We start from the raw sequence: 15,405 nt of genomic DNA, 5'->3' as shown, positions 1-15,405 counted from the left end.
CAATTGCTTGCGAAGATCGATTCAGCCTCCTCTTACAGCGACAGCTCCCACGGCCGCGTGCCCGGCTGGCGGCCGCGGTCCAGGGCGTCGCGCATCAGGATCTCGTGGCAGTTGACCTCGGGCTCGCCGGGGGCGGGGCGGCGCTGCACGTACTCGCCGTCCGGCCGCAGCTCCCACGCTAGGCGGTTGTCGTTGAGCGAGAAGTGGAGGATCTCGACGATGCGGTCGCGCAGCGCGGGGTCGAGCACCGGCACCAGCACCTCCACCCGCTCGTTCAGGTTGCGCTCCCGCCAGTCCGCGCTCCCGATGAAGATCTCCGGATCGCCGTCGTTGTTGAAGAAGAAGACGCGGTCGTGCTCCAGGAAGCGCCCCACGATGCTCACCATGCGGATGTTCTCGCTGTACCCCGGGAGCCCGGGACGGAGCCGGGTGTGTCCGCGTACGATCAGGTCGATGCGCACGCCGGCCTGAGAGGCGCGGTACAGCTCCTGGATGATCCCCGCGTCGTCCAGCGCATTCATCTTGGCGATGATGCGCCCGGAGCCGCGCGCCCGCTGGAAGTGGATCTCGCGCTCGATGCGCTCCACGAACGTGCGCCGCATGTCGCGCGGGGCCACCACCAGGCGGTCGTACTGCTGGTCCGGCGCGTACCCGGTGAGGAAGTGGAAGAGGTTCACCAGGTCGTTGCCGATCTCGGGGTTGCAGGTCAGCACCCCCAGGTCGCTGTACAACCGCGAGGTGCGGGCGTGGTAATTCCCCGTCCCCACGTGGCAGTAGGTGCGCGGCCGGCCGCCCTCGTCGCGCACCACCAGCAGCACCTTGCTGTGCGTCTTGAGCCCCACCAGCCCGTAGGTGACGTGCACCCCCGCGTCCTCCAGGATCTCGGCGAGCTGGATGTTGTTCTGCTCGTCGAAGCGGGCCGTCACCTCGATCAGCACCGCCACCTGCTTCCCCCGTTCGGCCGCGTGCAGCAGCGCCCTCACCACCGGCGAGTCCACGCCGGTGCGGTAGAGCGTCTGCTTGATGGCCACCACGTGCGGGTCGTCGGCCGATTCGTCGAGGAGGCGCAGGACGCTGGAGGTGAACGACTCGTACGGGTGGTGCACCAGCACGTCCCCGCGCCGGATCACGGCGAAGATGTTCTTCTCCTCCTCCGTCTCCCCCTCGTGGCGAAAGGGCTCGGGAACCACCGGCTCCCACGCCTCGTACCGGAGCGCCGGCAGATCGAGATCGGCCAGCTGCGCGCAGTCCGCCAGGTCGATCAGCCCGTCACTCTCGTACACCTCCTCCGGCTGCACCTCAAGCTCGCGCACCAGCAGCCCGCGCACCTCCAGCGGCATGTGCCGGTCCACCTCCAGCCGCACCGCCGGGGCGAAGCGCCGCTCGCGCAGCTCCTCGGAGATCATCGAGAGGAGGTCTTCCGCCTCGTCGTCGTCGCGCGCCACGTCGGCGTTGCGGGTGACGCGGAAGGCATCCACCGACACCACCTCCATCCCGCGGAAGAGCGTGGCCGCGTTGGCCTGGATCACGTCCTCCACGGGGACGAAGTGGAAGCGGTGCTCGGAGTGCGGAACGGGGATCCAGCGCCCCGTGCTCGTGGGGACCTTGATGCGCGCGAAGTGCATGGTGCTGCGCGCCCGGTGGCGTAGCAGGACCGCCAGCGACAGGCTGAGATTGGAGATGAAGGGGAACGGGTGCCCCGGGTCCACGGCGAGCGGGGTGAGCACGGGGTAGAACTGCTCGCGGAAGAAGAGGTCCAGCCCCGCGCGCTGCCGCTCGTCCAGCTCGGTGTAGCGCGACACCATCACCCCCGCCTCGCTGCGCAGGAGGGGGACCAGCTCGCGCTCCCAGATGGCGCTCATGGCCGCGTACATCACCAGCCCCGCGTCGGCGATCAGCTGGAGCTGCTCGCCGGGGGTGCGCCCGTCCAGCGACAGCGTCTGCACCCCGGCCGCGATCTGGCGCCGGAGCCCGCCGACGCGCTTCTGGAAGAACTCGTCGAGGTTGCTGGAGGTGATCGCCAGGAAACGCACGCGCTCCAGGAGCGGAACGCGCGGGTCGGTGGCCTGGTGGAGCACGCGCCAGTTGAAGTCCAGCAGCCCCAGCTCGCGGTTGAAGTAGAGCGAGGGGTGGTCCAGCTCCGCCCCGTCCGGCACGTCGCGCGGCGACACGGCGCGCGGCACCCGCCGCAGCGGCTGGCGCGGCGGCACGGGTGGCGGCGGCGCCTCCGGGATGGGCGCGTCGGCGATGAAGGCGGTGCTTTCCTCTGCGTGCATGATCGGGGTGGGGCGGGGATGACGCGGATCGGACTCAACCCAATCGACGCGGAGATGCGTGTTTGCGCAATCTTTGATCCGCCTTCCAAACCCATCCTTTCCTGTCATCCTGAGGGAGCCGCGTTGACCGGGCTCGGCGGCACCCGCCGAGCTACTGCGGCGACCAAAGGATTTACCCAGAGCGGCGCCGGGGCTCGCGCGTCACGCGGCCCCCTCAGAACGCGCAGTAGATCCTTTGCTCCGCGCCACACCATGGAGACGGGACAAGGACCGAGAAGCGCGTCGCTCAGGATGACAGGGGGTTGAGGGATGTCGCGTTTCGCGAGCCGGCTTCAGCCGCCTTCCCGTGGTTCCAGCCGGGGGCTTCAGCCCCCGGTGCTTCCGGCGATCTCGCCCCCGGCGCCGCCGGTGCCCGCCGCTGGCGGCGGCGCGAGGGTGCCGCGGAGGACGCGGGCCCAGAGCTCGTCGTGGTCCAGGGGGCCGGTGGGGCGGGATTCGGAGGGGAGGGAGGTGGAGCGGGCGTCGTCGTTCAGCGCGCGCAGGGCGCGGGCGATGTCGTGGCGCAGGAAGCCGTCGTCCGCGGCCTCGAACATCCAGGTGAGCTGCTGGGCGGCCATCGCGTCCTGCCCGGCGGCGCGGGCGGCGGCGGCGTACTCGCCCACGAGCTGGCGCGCCTCCATCGTCCGCCCGCCGGACATGGCGAGCCACGCCAGCGTGCACCGCGCCCGCACCGCCTCCGGCTGGATGCTGAGGATGGTGTGGCAGAGCGCCGCCGCGCGGGAAGCCTCGCCCAGCTCCAGGTGCAGGTTCACGGCGCGCCCGTACCAGCCGAGTGCCCGCCGCCGCTCGCCCATGCTGGCGCACAGGTCGCCCGCGTGCTTCAGCAGCACCGACTGGTTGCGCGGCGAGGTCCCCGCCAGCCGCCGCTCGATGGCGTCCAGCTCCCGCTGAAGCTCTTCCGGAGCACCCGGAGCGTCGACCTGTCGCAAGCTTCCCGCTCCTGGAAGGGGGGTCCGTTCACCACCGAGAGCCGTGCAAGGCGCATTGGGGCGAGCCGCGCCGCAAGCACCATCCGTAATATGACCGATTTCGTCTTCGCTGCCAATGCACGACGCGCCGCCCGGTCCGCGGGCGGCGCGTTGAGGTGCCGCATCCAGCCGTGGTGCTTACCGCGTGGCGTACTCCGGCTCGGCAGTCTTCGCGGCCGGCGCGGGACGCCCGGAGCTCACGGCGGCGGTGCGCTCGCGGCCAAAGAGGTTGTCCAGCGCCAGCGCGCCGGAGCCGGTCAAAAAGAGCGCGGCGTTCGCCACCAGCAGCGTGAGCGCGAACTCGTACCCCTCGGGGAGGAAGAAGCCCTTGGACCCGTGCACCGTCGCGATCGCGCCGACCATCGTCGCGGCGATCAGCGGCGTCACGAACCGGGTGAAGAGCCCCGCGACGAGCAGCGCGCCGCCCAGCAACTCGACCGCCGTCACCAGCAGCGCGCTGGCGTACGCGAACGGGATCCCCATCGAGCCGAAGAAGCCGGCCACGCCGTCGATCCCCATCACGAACAGCTTCTGCCCGCCGTGCATCACGAAGACGAGCCCCACGATCACCCGCAGAAGGGTGATGCCGTACTGCGCCTGCGTGTTCGCCTGAGTGTTCATCGGAGCCTCTCGATTTGATGTTCCCGCGGACGCAAGTTGTTCGTCCTGCGGCATGTCGTTGTAACGGGTACTATTCCGCGAATCAGGCGGGCGATGCGTCACGCGCCTCCTCCAGCAGCTCGATCAGCGTGCGGAGCCGGTCGTCGCCCATGTGGCGGAGGAGCTTCGTGTGCAGCTCGTCCACCGGCGCGTCGAGCGGGGCGATGGTGCCCGCACCGTCCGCGGTGATCCGCGTCCACACCACGCGGCGGTCTTCGGTGCAGCGCCACCGCTCCACCAGCCCGCGCCGCTCCAGCCGGTCCAGCAGGCGGGTGACGTCCGGGTCGCGGGTGATCATCCGCTCGCCGATCTCCCCCGCGGTGAGCCCGGCCTTCCCGGCCCCGCGCAGGATGCGGAGAACGTTGTACTGCGTCTGCGTGAGGTCGTGCTCCTTGAGGAGCTCGGCCATCGACTGCGACAGCACGTTGGCGGTGCGCTGCACGTTCAGGAACGCCTCTTCCTCCAGGCTCCCGATCGGCTTCGTCTGCTGGATCTCCGACTGGATGCGCCCCGCCATCGTCCCTCCCGCGTCGCTGTTCCCGCTCTCCCTACACAACAATAGTCGTTGTCACGGATACTGTCAACGGCCGGGTTTGCTTCATACAAAAACAGCGGAGGCGCGGATCTCTCCGCGCCCCCCTTGGCGTGAGCCCCCCGTTCCTACCGCGACGGCTCGCCCGTGGTGCGGTACACGCGCCCGTCCAACACGACCGCCACCCGCTCGCCGAGCGAGAAGAAGCGCGCCAGCGCTGGAGTGCGGCGGAGCAGGTCGAAGTACTCGTCGCTCCCGAAGCGCAGCGTGGTCTCGGGGAGGCGCGTCTCCGGCTTCAGCTCGGAATCGGTCCACACGCCCGCGCGCAGGTAGAAGGTCTTGCCGCCCACGTGCCGCACCGCGCCGCCATCCGCGCTGTTGACGGCCACTCCTTCCAGGCTGAGCACCTCCTGCTGCGCCCGCGCCCTCTTGCTCTGCTGCACCGCACCGGCACCCGTCACCACGATGGCCGGCGGAGCCTCCATCACGGCGGGCGGGGGCGGGGGAGGCGGGGGAGGGGACATCGGCACCGAGGCCTCGACGCCCCGCGCGACCCCGCCGGCCTGCCCCTGTCCCGAGAAGTCACCCGGGCGGGGAGGGTTCGGCGGGGGCACCAGCTCCTGCATGCCGCGCACGACTGGAGGCCGCTCGCCCGCGCCGGGCTCCAGCGCCAGGAAGGAGGTGTACGGCGTCACGATGCCGTGCCGCGTTCCCAGCTCCACCACCTCGTCGCGCAGCTCGCGGCTCTCGCCGTTGGTGCGGATCTGCTCCATCAGCCACCCCACGCGCCGCGTAGCCCACAGCCGCGGGAGGAAGTCGTGCTCCTCCGCGCGCAGCGGGAAGCGGAGCCCCGGGTACGCGAACGTGTGCGTGGGCGATGCGTTTCCGCTGAGCCGCAGCGTCACGTCCCGCAGCTCGCGCTCGTTGCGGTAGCGGCCCACCAGCGCCAGTTGCGTCCCGCGAAAGAGGTCCGGGAGGGCGCGCGGATACACCAGGTCCGTCCGCACCCCGCCCATGTCCAGCGCCACGTTGCTGAGGACGGGGTGGTTCACCTTGTCAAAGAACGACGACACCTTTGCCTCCAGATCCTCGCGCGGCTCCACGTACTCCGCGGTCCCGCCGTTCTCCGCCGCCACGCGGTCCAGCAGGCGCGTGTTGACGTCGTATCCCACGCCAAAGGTGAAGACGCGCACCCCGTCCACACGCGTGCGGCGGGCGTTCTCCACGATCCGGTCCGCGTCCGTCTCGCCCACCGTCGGGATGCCGTCCGTGAGGAAGACGAGCAGCCGCGTCCTGCCGCCGCGCTCCCGCGGGAACTGGGCGAGGGCCTCGGTCAGGGCATCGTTGATGTTGGTGCCGCCCACCGCGCGCAGGCCTTCCACGAAAGCGATCCCGCGCTCCCGCCCCGCGCGGTCCGCCGCGATCAAACCCGTCTCCATCCGGCGCGTCTCGCCCGCGAAGGAGATCACGTTGAACCGATCCTGCGGCCGCAGCCCGCGCACGCCGAAGAGGAGGGCGCGGCGGGCCTTCTCCATCTTGTCCTCGTCCTGCATGGAGCCGGACGTGTCCAGCACGTACACCACGTCCTTGGCCGCGTACTCCCGCTGCGTCGCGTCGTCGCGCGGGGAGAGGAGGAGGAGGAAGTAGCCGTCCTTTCCCGGTTCGCGGTAGGTGAAGAGCGAGAGCCCCACGTCGCGGTCCGCCAGCCCGTAGAAGAGCTGGAAGTCGCGCCGCTCGGCCCCGCGCCCCGATTCCCAGGTGGCCACCGCGCGCCGGCCGCCGGCCTCGCGGCGCACGTCGACCGCGTGGCTGGGCGAGTACACGGTGCGCAGCGACGACGGCGCGCGCACCTCCACCCGCCCCGAAAGCCGCTCCACCGGCGCCGCGTTGCGCCCGATGCCGAGCGGGTAGCGGTAGCCGACGCTCCCGTTCTCCGCCCTTAGCACCTGCGTGTACGTCAGCTCCAGCTTCTTGGTGGAGCGGGGGTTGATGGGGAAGATGCTGGCCTGGAAGAGGTTCTCGCCCGCATACTCCAGCAGCCCCGGATCGCGGCGGCGGCGCACGATGGAGTCGTAGATGCGCCTCGCCTCCTCGCGCGGCCGCACCTCGCCGGCCAGGCGCCGGTCGCCGTCCCAGATGGCGAACTCCGTAACCGAGGCGGAGGTGGGGATCGGAAAGAAGTACGTCCCCTCCAGTGTCGCGCCCGTCTCGTTGCGGAAGACCTGCGTGACGTGCGTGGTCGCCACCTGCCCCTCGATCTTCACGTCCAGCGTCACCGATTCGATGGGGAGCGCGTTGGGGAGCGGGATCCCGCACTCCACGCGGCACCGGTCGGGCACGATGATCCCCTGCGCCGGCAGCGTGGCGGCCGACGCGAGGATGGAGAGCAGTGCCAGGACGAGGCGGGTTTGCATAAAGATCCGGGGCGGGAGGGGAGGGAAAGTGCGTTAGTGCGTGAGTGCGTTAGTGCGTTCCTGATGTGTGAGACGAAACAGGGGCGAGGACTTGCACACCTCCATCCGCCAACACTCCCCCCTCTTTGTCATCCTGAGTGACGCGCTGCACCGTACTTGCCCGTGCGGCGCGGAGCGAAGGATCTACTGCGCGTTCCGAGGGATTGGCCGCGACGCGTGATGCCCGGCCCAGCGCCGGCTAGATTCTTCGGTCGCCGCAGTAGCGCGGAGTGACCCGCAAATGCCGTGGTGGGCGGGCTCCCTCAGAGTGACAGGGGAAGGGGGGCTGCGTGTCGCGCGAGGAGCAAGCACGGGCAGCCACGTGGGGCGGCCCCTACCTGGATCCGGCGTTGGGCAGACACCCGCGGCCCTCTTCAAGCCCCAAGTCCCCTCTCCCACGGCTGTTTGTGGGAGAGGGTGGCAGCTGTAAGCTGCCGGGTGAGGGCCCGCTGAAACGAGCGGGACGGACATTTTTTGACGCGCCGACCCAACGCACGGTCACGGCGCGGTGTACAGCAGAACGCGTCCCCGAACCCGTCCCGGAGCACATATGCGCAGCATCGTACTCATTGCCCTCGTTCCCGCTCTCTTCGCCGCGAGCGGCGCGGATGCGCAGGCGCGCCCCACGCGCGAGGACACGGCGCGCGCGGTGCACCTGCTGGAGCGGGCCACTTGGGGCGTGCGCCGCGCCGAGCTCGCCGAGGTGCTGCGGACGGGAACGGACGCATGGCTGGAGCGGCAGCTTCACCCGGAGCGCATCGAAGACGCGTCCATGCCGCGGCGCCTCGCCCGCTTTCCCGCCGCCAACGCGACCCCAGCACAGCTCCTGCGCGACTACCCGCGGCGGCAGGCCACGCCCCGCGATTCCATGGCACGCCCCGCGGCAGGCGACCGAACGACCATGCGGCGTGACTCCATGGCGCGTCCGGCCGCCCGCGACACGGCGGCCGCGCGCCGGCGGCAGGGGACGATGGCGCCGGCGCGCATCCTGGCAGACCTCGCGGGAGCCCGCCTGCAGCGCGCAGTCTACACGGAGCGGCAGCTGGAAGACGTGATGGCCGACTTCTGGTTCAACCACTTCAACGTCTTCTTTGGCAAGGGCGCCGACCGCTACCTGGTGGGCGACTACGAGCGCGCGGCGATCCGCCCGCACGTCTTCGGGCGCTTCCGCGACCTGCTGGGCGCCACCGCGGCGCACCCGGCCATGCTGGTGTACCTGGACAACGCCCGCAGCACCGTCGCCGATTCCGCGACGGCGTTGATGACCGGCCGCCGCCCACGCGGCATCAACGAGAACTACGCGCGCGAGCTGCTGGAGCTCCACACGCTGGGCGTGAACGGCGGCTACACGCAGCGCGACGTGGGCGAGGTGGCGCGCGCCTTCACCGGCTGGACGGTGGCCAACGCGGGGTACGGCGCGCGGCGCCAGCGGGGCGAGCCGCGCTTCATCTTCCGCCGCGCCCTGCACGACGCGGAGGCCAAGACGGTGCTCGGCCGCCCGCTCGCCCCCGGCCGCGGGATCGAGGACGGCACCGAGGTTCTCGACCTGCTCGCCCGCCACCCGGCCACGGCGCGCCACATCGCGCGCAAGCTGGCCGGGCGCTTCGTGGCCGACGACCCGCCGCAGCGCCTGGTGGACGAGCTGGCGGCGGTCTTTACCCGCACCGATGGCGACCTGCGCGCGGTGACGAGGGCGCTCTTCCGGTCGCCGGAGTTCGCGCGGGCGCGGGGCACCAAGACGCGCACCCCGTTCGAGTTCGTCGCCGGCACCCTGCGCGCCACCGAGGCCGAAGTCCGCCCCTCGCGCGAGCTGCTCCAGACGCTGCGCCAGCTCGGCCACCTTCCGTACGCGGCCACGCCGCCCACCGGCTACATCCACGACTCCGCCGAGTGGACCAGCGGCGGCGCCATGCTCGCGCGGATGAACTTCGCGCTGGCCCTGTCGCGCGGCGAGGTGCAGGGGGTGCGGATCGACCCCGCGCGCCTCCTCGCGAACGCACCGACCGACCCCGCCACGGAACTCGCCCGTGTCCTCCTTCCCGCGCGCGAGACGGGAACCCTCGTCCGCGCCGTGGCCGAGGACGCCGCACGCCTGCCGGACGCGGAAGCGCGCACGGCCCGCGCGCTGGCGCTGATCCTGGGCTCACCCGCCTTCCAGCGGCACTGACCGGAGCGAAAACGATGCACGGCAAACCGATCGGACGGCGCGCCTTCGTCAAGGGCGGCGCGCTGGCGCTCCTGGCGCTGGGGCTCCCGCCGGAGTTCATCACCCGCTCGCTCCTGGCGCAGACGCGCGCCCGGCGCAAGACGCTCATCTGCATCTTCCAGCGCGGCGCGGCGGACGGGCTGAGCATGGTGGTGCCCTTTGGAGATCCGGCGTACGGGCGCTCGCGGCGCTCCATCGCCATCGCCGCGCCCACGCGCGGGGCGGGCGGCGCGCTGGAGCTGGACGGCTTCTTTGGGCTGCACCCGGCGCTGGCGCCGCTCCACGAGCTGTGGGGGCGGCGGGAGATGGCGGTGGTGCACGCGGCCGGCTCGCCCAGCACGACGCGCTCGCACTTCCAGGCGCAGGACATCATGGAGACCGCCGACCCCCGCGGCCGCGCGCGCGACGGGTGGCTGAACCGCGCCCTGGGCACCGACGGGCGCACCCTGCGCGATGCCGGCGCCCACGCCGCGCACCACGCCGCGGGCCAGGTTACGATGGAGCCCGGGGCCGCCGCCCTGCGCGCGATCGCAATGGGCGCCGAGCTCCCCCTCTCGCTGCGCGGCTCCAACCCCTCCCTCGCGGTCGGCGACCTGGACCGCTTCGGACTGGCGGGCGGGCGCGACCCGGCGCTCGCGGAAGCCTATGCGCGCGTCTACCGCACCGAGGGCGGCGATGCCGTGGCGGGCGCGGCGGACGAGGGCCTGGAGGCCGCGAAGCTCCTGCGCCGCATCAACCCGTCGCAGTACCAGCCGCGCAACGGCGCCGCCTACCCCGCGGGAGAGTTCGGGCGCTCGCTGCGCCAGATCGCTCAGCTCATCAAGGCCGATGCGGGTGTGGAAGTCGCCTTCGCGGACCTGGGCGGGTGGGGACACCCACGTGGCGCAGGGCGGCGCGGACGGCCAGCTCGCCCGCCGCCTCGGCGAGCTGGGGCGCGGCATCAAGGCGCTCTACGACGACCTGGGCGACCGCATGGACGACGTGGTGATCCTCACCATGAGCGAGTTCGGGCGCACCGTGGCCGAGAACGGCACCGGCGGCACCGACCACGGCCACGCCAACTGCATGCTCCTGATGGGCGGGAGCGTCGCGGGCGGCCAGGTGCGCGGCGAGTGGCCCGGGCTGCAGCCGGAGCAGCTCCACGAGGGGCGCGACCTGCGCGTAACCACCGACTTCCGCGACGTCTTCGCGGAGGTGGCGGGGAAGCACCTGGGGGCCACGCAGCTCGAGCGCGTCTTCCCCGGCCACACGGTCGACCCGCGGCGGTTCCGCGGGGTGCTGCGCTGAACGACGAAGGCCCCCGCGAGGTTCGCGGGGGCCTTCGCTCTATTGGACCGGGCCGGATGAACCTACGGTGCGCCCTGCGTGGCCCGCTCCGCCTCCGCCTTCATGGCGGGGAGCGCCTGCGCGTGGTCCGCGTACTCGATCACGTCCTTGCGCGCCTTCTCGGCCTCGAAGGCGGCCAGGAAGCGGCGGAAGAGCGAGACCGACGCCGCCGTGTCGCCGCGCCCCTGCGCCGCCTGCGCTCCGGTAAAGAGCCCAAAGAGGTGCTTCGGGTTGGTGCTCAGTATGGTGTCCGACTGCGCGCGCGCCGCGTCGAGATTCCCGCCCACCAGGTGCAGCACGGCCAGATGATAGCGCCCGTCGCTGTCCAGCGGGCGGGCCCGGTCGTACGCGGCCACCGCCATGGGGAGGAACTGCCTCGCCGTCGCGCTGTCGCCGCTGGACACGTTCTGCATCACGCGGTTGAAGAGCCGGTCCGCTGCCTCGCGCGGGGTCATGCTCGCCAGGTCCACCGTGCCGGGATTTCCGGCGGCGGGCGCGCCGGACGGAACCGGTCCGGGCGCCTGGGGCGCAGCCGCGACGGCCTGCACGGGAGCGGCGGGCGCCTCGCTGTCGTTGTTGATGATCAGCGTGGCCACCAGCGCCAGCATCGCCGCGCCGGTCAACGCCCAGGGAAGGATGGGTGCTCGCCGCGCGGCCCCGGCGGGTGCCACCGCGGGGGTGCCGCACTCGTTGCAGAAGCGGGCCCCGGCCGGAAGCGGGTTGCCGCACTCGCGGCAGGCGGCGTTGACGGCCGCGCCGCACGCATTGCAGAAACGTCCCGACGCCGCGGCGCCACAGGACGGACAGGTCTCGGTCATCAGTCAGAGCAGCCGGTACGAGGGAAGGGCGTAAACCGCAAATCTACCCTGCGCACCAACTTCCCTCAAGCGCCGCCTTTGTGTGGCCCATCGGCAGGATCTGCTTGCGGGGGGCCGCGCGAACCGTATACTGCACATCATCCCGCCACAAACGCTCCCCACTCGCAGGCCGCACGATGGAAGCGACGCTCTCTCCCGCTCCGCCCGCCGATGCGCCCCTGCGCTATCCGACGGTCCGCAACTACATCGGCGGCGAGTTCGTGGAGGGCCACGGCGAGCTGCTGGGCGTCTTCAACCCAGCGGACGGAAGCGTCATCTCGCGCGTCCCTCTTTCGAGCGCCGGGGCGGTGAACGATGCGGTGCGGGCGGCCCGCGCGGCGTTCCCCGGCTGGGCCGCGACGCCCATCAAGGAGCGGGTGCAGATCTTCTTCCGCTACCGCGCCCTGCTGGAGCGCGATCTGGACGAGCTGAGCCGCCTCATCGTGGAGGAGCACGGCAAGGTCTACGAGGAGGCCAAGGCGGAGGTGCTCAAGGCCATCGAGCTGACGGAGTTCGCCTGCTCGCTTCCGCAGATCACGGCCGGGGAGATCATGGAGGTGAGCCGCGGGGTGGAGTGCCGGGTGGACCGGTATCCGCTGGGCGTGGTGGCCTCCATCGTCCCGTTCAACTTCCCCAGCATGGTGCCGCACTGGTCGATCCCCAACGCCATCGCGCTGGGCAACTGCATGGTGCTGAAGCCATCGGAGATGGTGCCGCTCTCCGCGGGGCGCATCGCGGAGCTGCTGGCGGAGGCGGGGCTCCCGGCAGGCGTGTTCAACGTGGTGAACGGCGGGCGCGAGGTGGTGGAAGCCCTCTGCGACCATCCCGAGATCGAGGCGGTCTCCTTCGTGGGGTCCACGCGGGTGGCTCAGGCGGTGTACCGGCGCGGCACCGCCAACCTGAAGCGCGTGCTGGCGCTGGGCGGGGCCAAGAACCACATCATCCTCATGCCCGACGCCGACCCCGAGATGGCCTCCAGCAACATCGCCGCGTCGATGGCGGGGTGCACGGGGCAGCGGTGCATGGCCGCGTCGGTGCTCGTCGCGGTGTCGCACACCGACGCCATCCTGGACCGCATGGTGGAGCACGCCCGGCAGGCGGTGGCGGGGGAGACCCTGGGCCCCGTCATCTCCGCCGAGGCCAAGGCGCGGATCGAGCGCTACATCACCGAAGCGGAGGAGGCGGGCGCGCGCGTGCTGCTGGACGGCCGCGACCCGGCTGTCCCCGCCGGGCACGAGGGCGGCTTCTACGTGGGCGCAACCGTCATCGACCACGTGACGCCGGAGATGGGCATCGCGCGCGAGGAGGTGTTCGGCCCGGTGCTCGCCATCATCCGCGCCCCCGATGTGGACCGTGCGCTGGAGATCGAGAACCAGTCCCCGTACGGCAACGCCGCCTCCGTCTTCACCGAGAGCGGCGGCCTGGCCCGCTACGTCGCCGAACGGGCCAGCGCGGGGATGGTGGGCGTGAACGTGGGCGTCCCGGTGCCGCGCGAGCCCTTTGGCTTCGGTGGCTGGAACGACTCGCGCTTCGGCGTCGGCGACCTGACCGGCCGCAGCTCCATTGAGTTCTGGACGCGCTCCAAGAAGACGACGACCAAGTGGAACCGCGAGGCGGGCACCAACTGGATGTCCTGACATCGCAACAGATTGCCTCACACAGAGCCACAGAGGAAACGGCAAGAAGGGGAAGGGTCTCCGTGACCCTCCGTGCCCTTTTCTTTCCCCTCTGCGTCTCTGTGTGAAATTGCTGTTCTTCCCGAACCCCGACCCGCAATGTCCGATCTGCTGACCGCCGCGCTGGAGATGCCCGCGTTCGATTACACGCCACGGCCGTACACCGGGCCCCCGCGGGAGGAGGTGCTGGCGATGCGGCGGGAGTACGCGAACCCGGCGCTGTTCACGCTGTACCGCGATCCGCTGATGATCGTAGAGGGAAAGATGCAGTACCTCTTTGACGAGACGGGGCGCCGCTACCTGGACATGTTCGCCGGCATCGTCACCGTGTCGTGCGGGCACTGCCATCCGCGCATCGTCCAGCGGATGCGGGAGCAGATGGAGACGCTCCAGCACGCCACCACCATCTACCTGCACCCGGGGATGCCGGCGCTGGCGAAGAAGCTGGCCAGCAAGATGCCGCCGGGGCTCGACGTCACCTACTTCGTCAACAGCGGGAGCGACGCGAACGACCTGGCCATCACCATGGCCCGGCTGTACACGGGGAACACGGACGTCATCGCCGTGCGCAACGCCTACCACGGCGGCTCGCCCTCGGCGATGGGGCTGACCTCGCACCACACCTGGAAGTTCCCGATCCCGCAGAACACCGGCGTGCACCACGCCATGTGCCCCGACCCCTACCGCGCCGGCGACCCGCAAAATCCGGAAGAGGTCGCGCGCCGCGCCGCCGAGGACGTCCGGGAGACGATCCGCTACTCCACCCCCGGCCGCATCGCCGCCTTCATCTCCGAGCCGATCCAGGGCGTCGGCGGCGCCACCACCGGCGCCAGCAACTACCTGCGCGAGGCGTACGCGGTTGTGCGCGAGCACGGCGGACTGTGCATCGCCGACGAGGTGCAGACCGGGTTCGGGCGCACGGGCGACCACTACTGGGGATTCCAGAACTTCGGCGTCGTCCCTGACATCGTGACGATGGCCAAGGGGATCGGCAACGGCGCCCCGCTCGCCGCCGTCACCACCACGCGCGAGATCGCGGCGACGCTGGCTCAGCGCACCCACTTCAACACCTTTGGCGGCAACCCGGTGTCGATGGCGGCCGGGCTGGCGGTGCTGGACACGATCGACGAGGAGGGGCTCCAGGAAAACTGCCGCGTCGTGGGCGGCCGCCTGCTGGCCGGCCTTCGCGAGCTCCAGGCCCGCCATCCGCTCGTCGGCGACGTGCGCGGGATGGGGCTGATGCTGGGCGTCGAGCTGGTAACCGACCGCGCCACCCGCGCTCCCGCCAGGGAGGCGACCCTCCGCGTCCTGGAAGAAGCGCGCGAGATGGGCGTCCTCCTCGGCAAGGGTGGCCTCGACGGCAACGTCCTGCGCATCAAGCCCCCCATGTGCATCACGGCAGACGATGCGGACTTCGCGCTGGACGTGCTGGATCGGGCATTGAAGTGCGTGAGTGCGTAAGTGCGCTCAGGACTTGTCATCCTGAGGGAGCCGCCCACCACGAGCCCCGCCGTGCACCCCATAGCCGTGCGGCGACCAAAGGATCTAGTTGGCGAGGCAAGAGGACGGCGCGCCACGGCGGTCCCCTCGGCACGCGCAGTAGATCCTTCGCTCCGCGCCATGGTTCGCAGGAACGCACAGGACGGCGAAGCGCGTCGCTCAGGATGACAAACGAAATGGGGGATGTCCCCCGGTCCAAACGCACTCACGCACTGCCTTTCCCCTTCAACCACCTCCATCCATGACCCGCACCCTCCTTACGATCATCGCCATCCTCGCCGCGGCGCCGCTCGGCGGGCAGACACGGGCGCGCGACCTGGGGGTGCCGTTCGACGGCACGCCGGGGCCGCTGAACGCCATCACCGACGTCGCGGGGCTGGAGGTCGGGCACACGACGCTGATCTCGGGGGCGGGGCGGCTGCGGGTGGGGACGGGGCCGGTGCGCACGGGCGTGACGGCCATTCTGCCGCGCGGCAAGCGCAGCTCGGACCCCGTCTTCGCCGCCTGGTTCTCGCTCAACGGCAACGGCGAGATGACCGGCACGACGTGGCTCCAGGAGAGCGGCCTCCTCGAAGGGCCGATCGCGATCACCAACACGCACAGCGTGGGCGTGGTGCGCGACGCGATCCTCCAGTGGCAGGTGCGCCGCCCCGGGCTCCAGCCCTGGGGGCTCCCGGTCGTCGCCGAGACGTACGGCGGGGGCCTCAACGACATCAACGGCTTCCACGTGAAGCCCGAGCACGTGCTGCGGGCGCTCACCGGCGCGGCGCCCGGCCGGGTGGCCGAGGGGAACGTCGGCGGCGGGACGGGGATGCGGTGCCACGGCTTCAAGGGCGGCATCGGCTCGTCGTCGCGGCGGCTGACGGCGGAGCAGGGCGGCTACACGGTGGG

The 15,405-nt window shown here is 71.3% G+C and carries 11 protein-coding genes; 5 read left to right on the top strand and 6 right to left on the bottom strand.

Annotation, left to right across the window (positions count from 1 at the left end; all coding sequences use genetic code 11):
* Positions 1-32 precede the first annotated feature (32 nt).
* The 5 genes from ppk1 to VF584_13940 all read right to left on the bottom strand — a co-directional run bounded on the left by ppk1 (position 33) and on the right by VF584_13940 (position 6,910).
* Positions 33-2,276 carry a polyphosphate kinase 1 gene (gene ppk1, locus VF584_13960; protein ID HEX8211274.1) on the bottom strand — a complete coding sequence of 748 codons (2,244 nt, stop codon included), beginning with the start codon at positions 2,274-2,276 and terminating at the stop codon, positions 33-35.
* A 365-nt stretch (positions 2,277-2,641) separates the two neighbouring features.
* Positions 2,642-3,265 carry a hypothetical protein gene (locus VF584_13955; protein ID HEX8211273.1) on the bottom strand — a complete coding sequence of 208 codons (624 nt, stop codon included), beginning with the start codon at positions 3,263-3,265 and terminating at the stop codon, positions 2,642-2,644.
* 177 nt (positions 3,266-3,442) lie between these two features.
* On the bottom strand, positions 3,443-3,925 hold the full coding sequence (locus VF584_13950; protein HEX8211272.1) for a DoxX family protein: 483 nt from the start codon (positions 3,923-3,925) through the stop codon (positions 3,443-3,445).
* A gap of 82 nt (positions 3,926-4,007) precedes the next feature.
* Complete coding sequence (locus tag VF584_13945; GenBank protein HEX8211271.1) at positions 4,008-4,481, bottom strand: MarR family transcriptional regulator; 474 nt, start codon at positions 4,479-4,481, stop codon at positions 4,008-4,010.
* 143 nt (positions 4,482-4,624) lie between these two features.
* Positions 4,625-6,910 (bottom strand): VIT domain-containing protein, encoded by a 2,286-nt coding sequence (locus VF584_13940; GenBank protein HEX8211270.1) that lies wholly within the window; start codon positions 6,908-6,910, stop codon positions 4,625-4,627.
* Positions 6,911-7,499: 589 nt separating this feature from the next.
* On the opposite strand from VF584_13940, the gene VF584_13935 reads away from it, so the two are divergent.
* Both VF584_13935 and VF584_13930 read left to right on the top strand, forming a co-directional pair.
* Positions 7,500-9,116 carry a DUF1800 domain-containing protein gene (locus VF584_13935; GenBank protein ID HEX8211269.1) on the top strand — a complete coding sequence of 539 codons (1,617 nt, stop codon included), beginning with the start codon at positions 7,500-7,502 and terminating at the stop codon, positions 9,114-9,116.
* Positions 9,117-9,608: 492 nt separating this feature from the next.
* Positions 9,609-10,442, top strand: coding sequence for a DUF1501 domain-containing protein (locus VF584_13930; protein ID HEX8211268.1), 834 nt, complete (start codon positions 9,609-9,611; stop codon positions 10,440-10,442).
* 62 nt (positions 10,443-10,504) lie between these two features.
* Here the strand turns inward: VF584_13930 and VF584_13925 are convergent, their stop codons facing one another.
* On the bottom strand, positions 10,505-11,299 hold the full coding sequence (locus VF584_13925; GenBank protein ID HEX8211267.1) for a zinc ribbon domain-containing protein: 795 nt from the start codon (positions 11,297-11,299) through the stop codon (positions 10,505-10,507).
* A 176-nt stretch (positions 11,300-11,475) separates the two neighbouring features.
* Here VF584_13925 and VF584_13920 point away from each other — a divergent pair, with 176 nt between their 5' ends.
* The 3 genes from VF584_13920 to VF584_13910 all read left to right on the top strand — a co-directional run.
* Positions 11,476-12,975 (top strand): CoA-acylating methylmalonate-semialdehyde dehydrogenase, encoded by a 1,500-nt coding sequence (locus VF584_13920; protein HEX8211266.1) that lies wholly within the window; start codon positions 11,476-11,478, stop codon positions 12,973-12,975.
* Between the two features lie 138 nt (positions 12,976-13,113).
* Entirely contained in the window at positions 13,114-14,475 is a 1,362-nt protein-coding gene (locus tag VF584_13915) for an aspartate aminotransferase family protein (GenBank protein HEX8211265.1), read from the top strand.
* Between the two features lie 280 nt (positions 14,476-14,755).
* Positions 14,756-15,405 (top strand): P1 family peptidase (locus VF584_13910; protein ID HEX8211264.1); only part of this gene is annotated, 650 nt, incomplete at its 3' end.

It is taken from the genome of Longimicrobium sp. (assembly GCA_036389135.1).
GTDB lineage: Bacteria > Gemmatimonadota > Gemmatimonadetes > Longimicrobiales > Longimicrobiaceae > Longimicrobium.
Note: the sequence above shows the minus strand (reverse complement) of the source record. Positions and strands in the feature narration are given on the sequence as shown.

Excerpts from the sequence above, each read along its gene's own strand:
- ppk1 (HEX8211274.1), bottom strand. The coding sequence starts at position 2,276 with ATGCACGCAGAGGAAAGCACCGCCTTCATCGCCGACGCGCCCATCCCG.
- VF584_13950 (HEX8211272.1), bottom strand. The coding sequence starts at position 3,925 with ATGAACACTCAGGCGAACACGCAGGCGCAGTACGGCATCACCCTTCTG.
- VF584_13945 (HEX8211271.1), bottom strand. The coding sequence starts at position 4,481 with ATGGCGGGGCGCATCCAGTCGGAGATCCAGCAGACGAAGCCGATCGGG.
- VF584_13940 (HEX8211270.1), bottom strand. The coding sequence starts at position 6,910 with ATGCAAACCCGCCTCGTCCTGGCACTGCTCTCCATCCTCGCGTCGGCC.
- VF584_13935 (HEX8211269.1), top strand. The coding sequence starts at position 7,500 with ATGCGCAGCATCGTACTCATTGCCCTCGTTCCCGCTCTCTTCGCCGCG.
- VF584_13930 (HEX8211268.1), top strand. The coding sequence starts at position 9,609 with ATGCCGGCGCCCACGCCGCGCACCACGCCGCGGGCCAGGTTACGATGG.
- VF584_13925 (HEX8211267.1), bottom strand. The coding sequence starts at position 11,299 with ATGACCGAGACCTGTCCGTCCTGTGGCGCCGCGGCGTCGGGACGTTTC.
- VF584_13920 (HEX8211266.1), top strand. The coding sequence starts at position 11,476 with ATGGAAGCGACGCTCTCTCCCGCTCCGCCCGCCGATGCGCCCCTGCGC.
- VF584_13915 (HEX8211265.1), top strand. The coding sequence starts at position 13,114 with ATGTCCGATCTGCTGACCGCCGCGCTGGAGATGCCCGCGTTCGATTAC.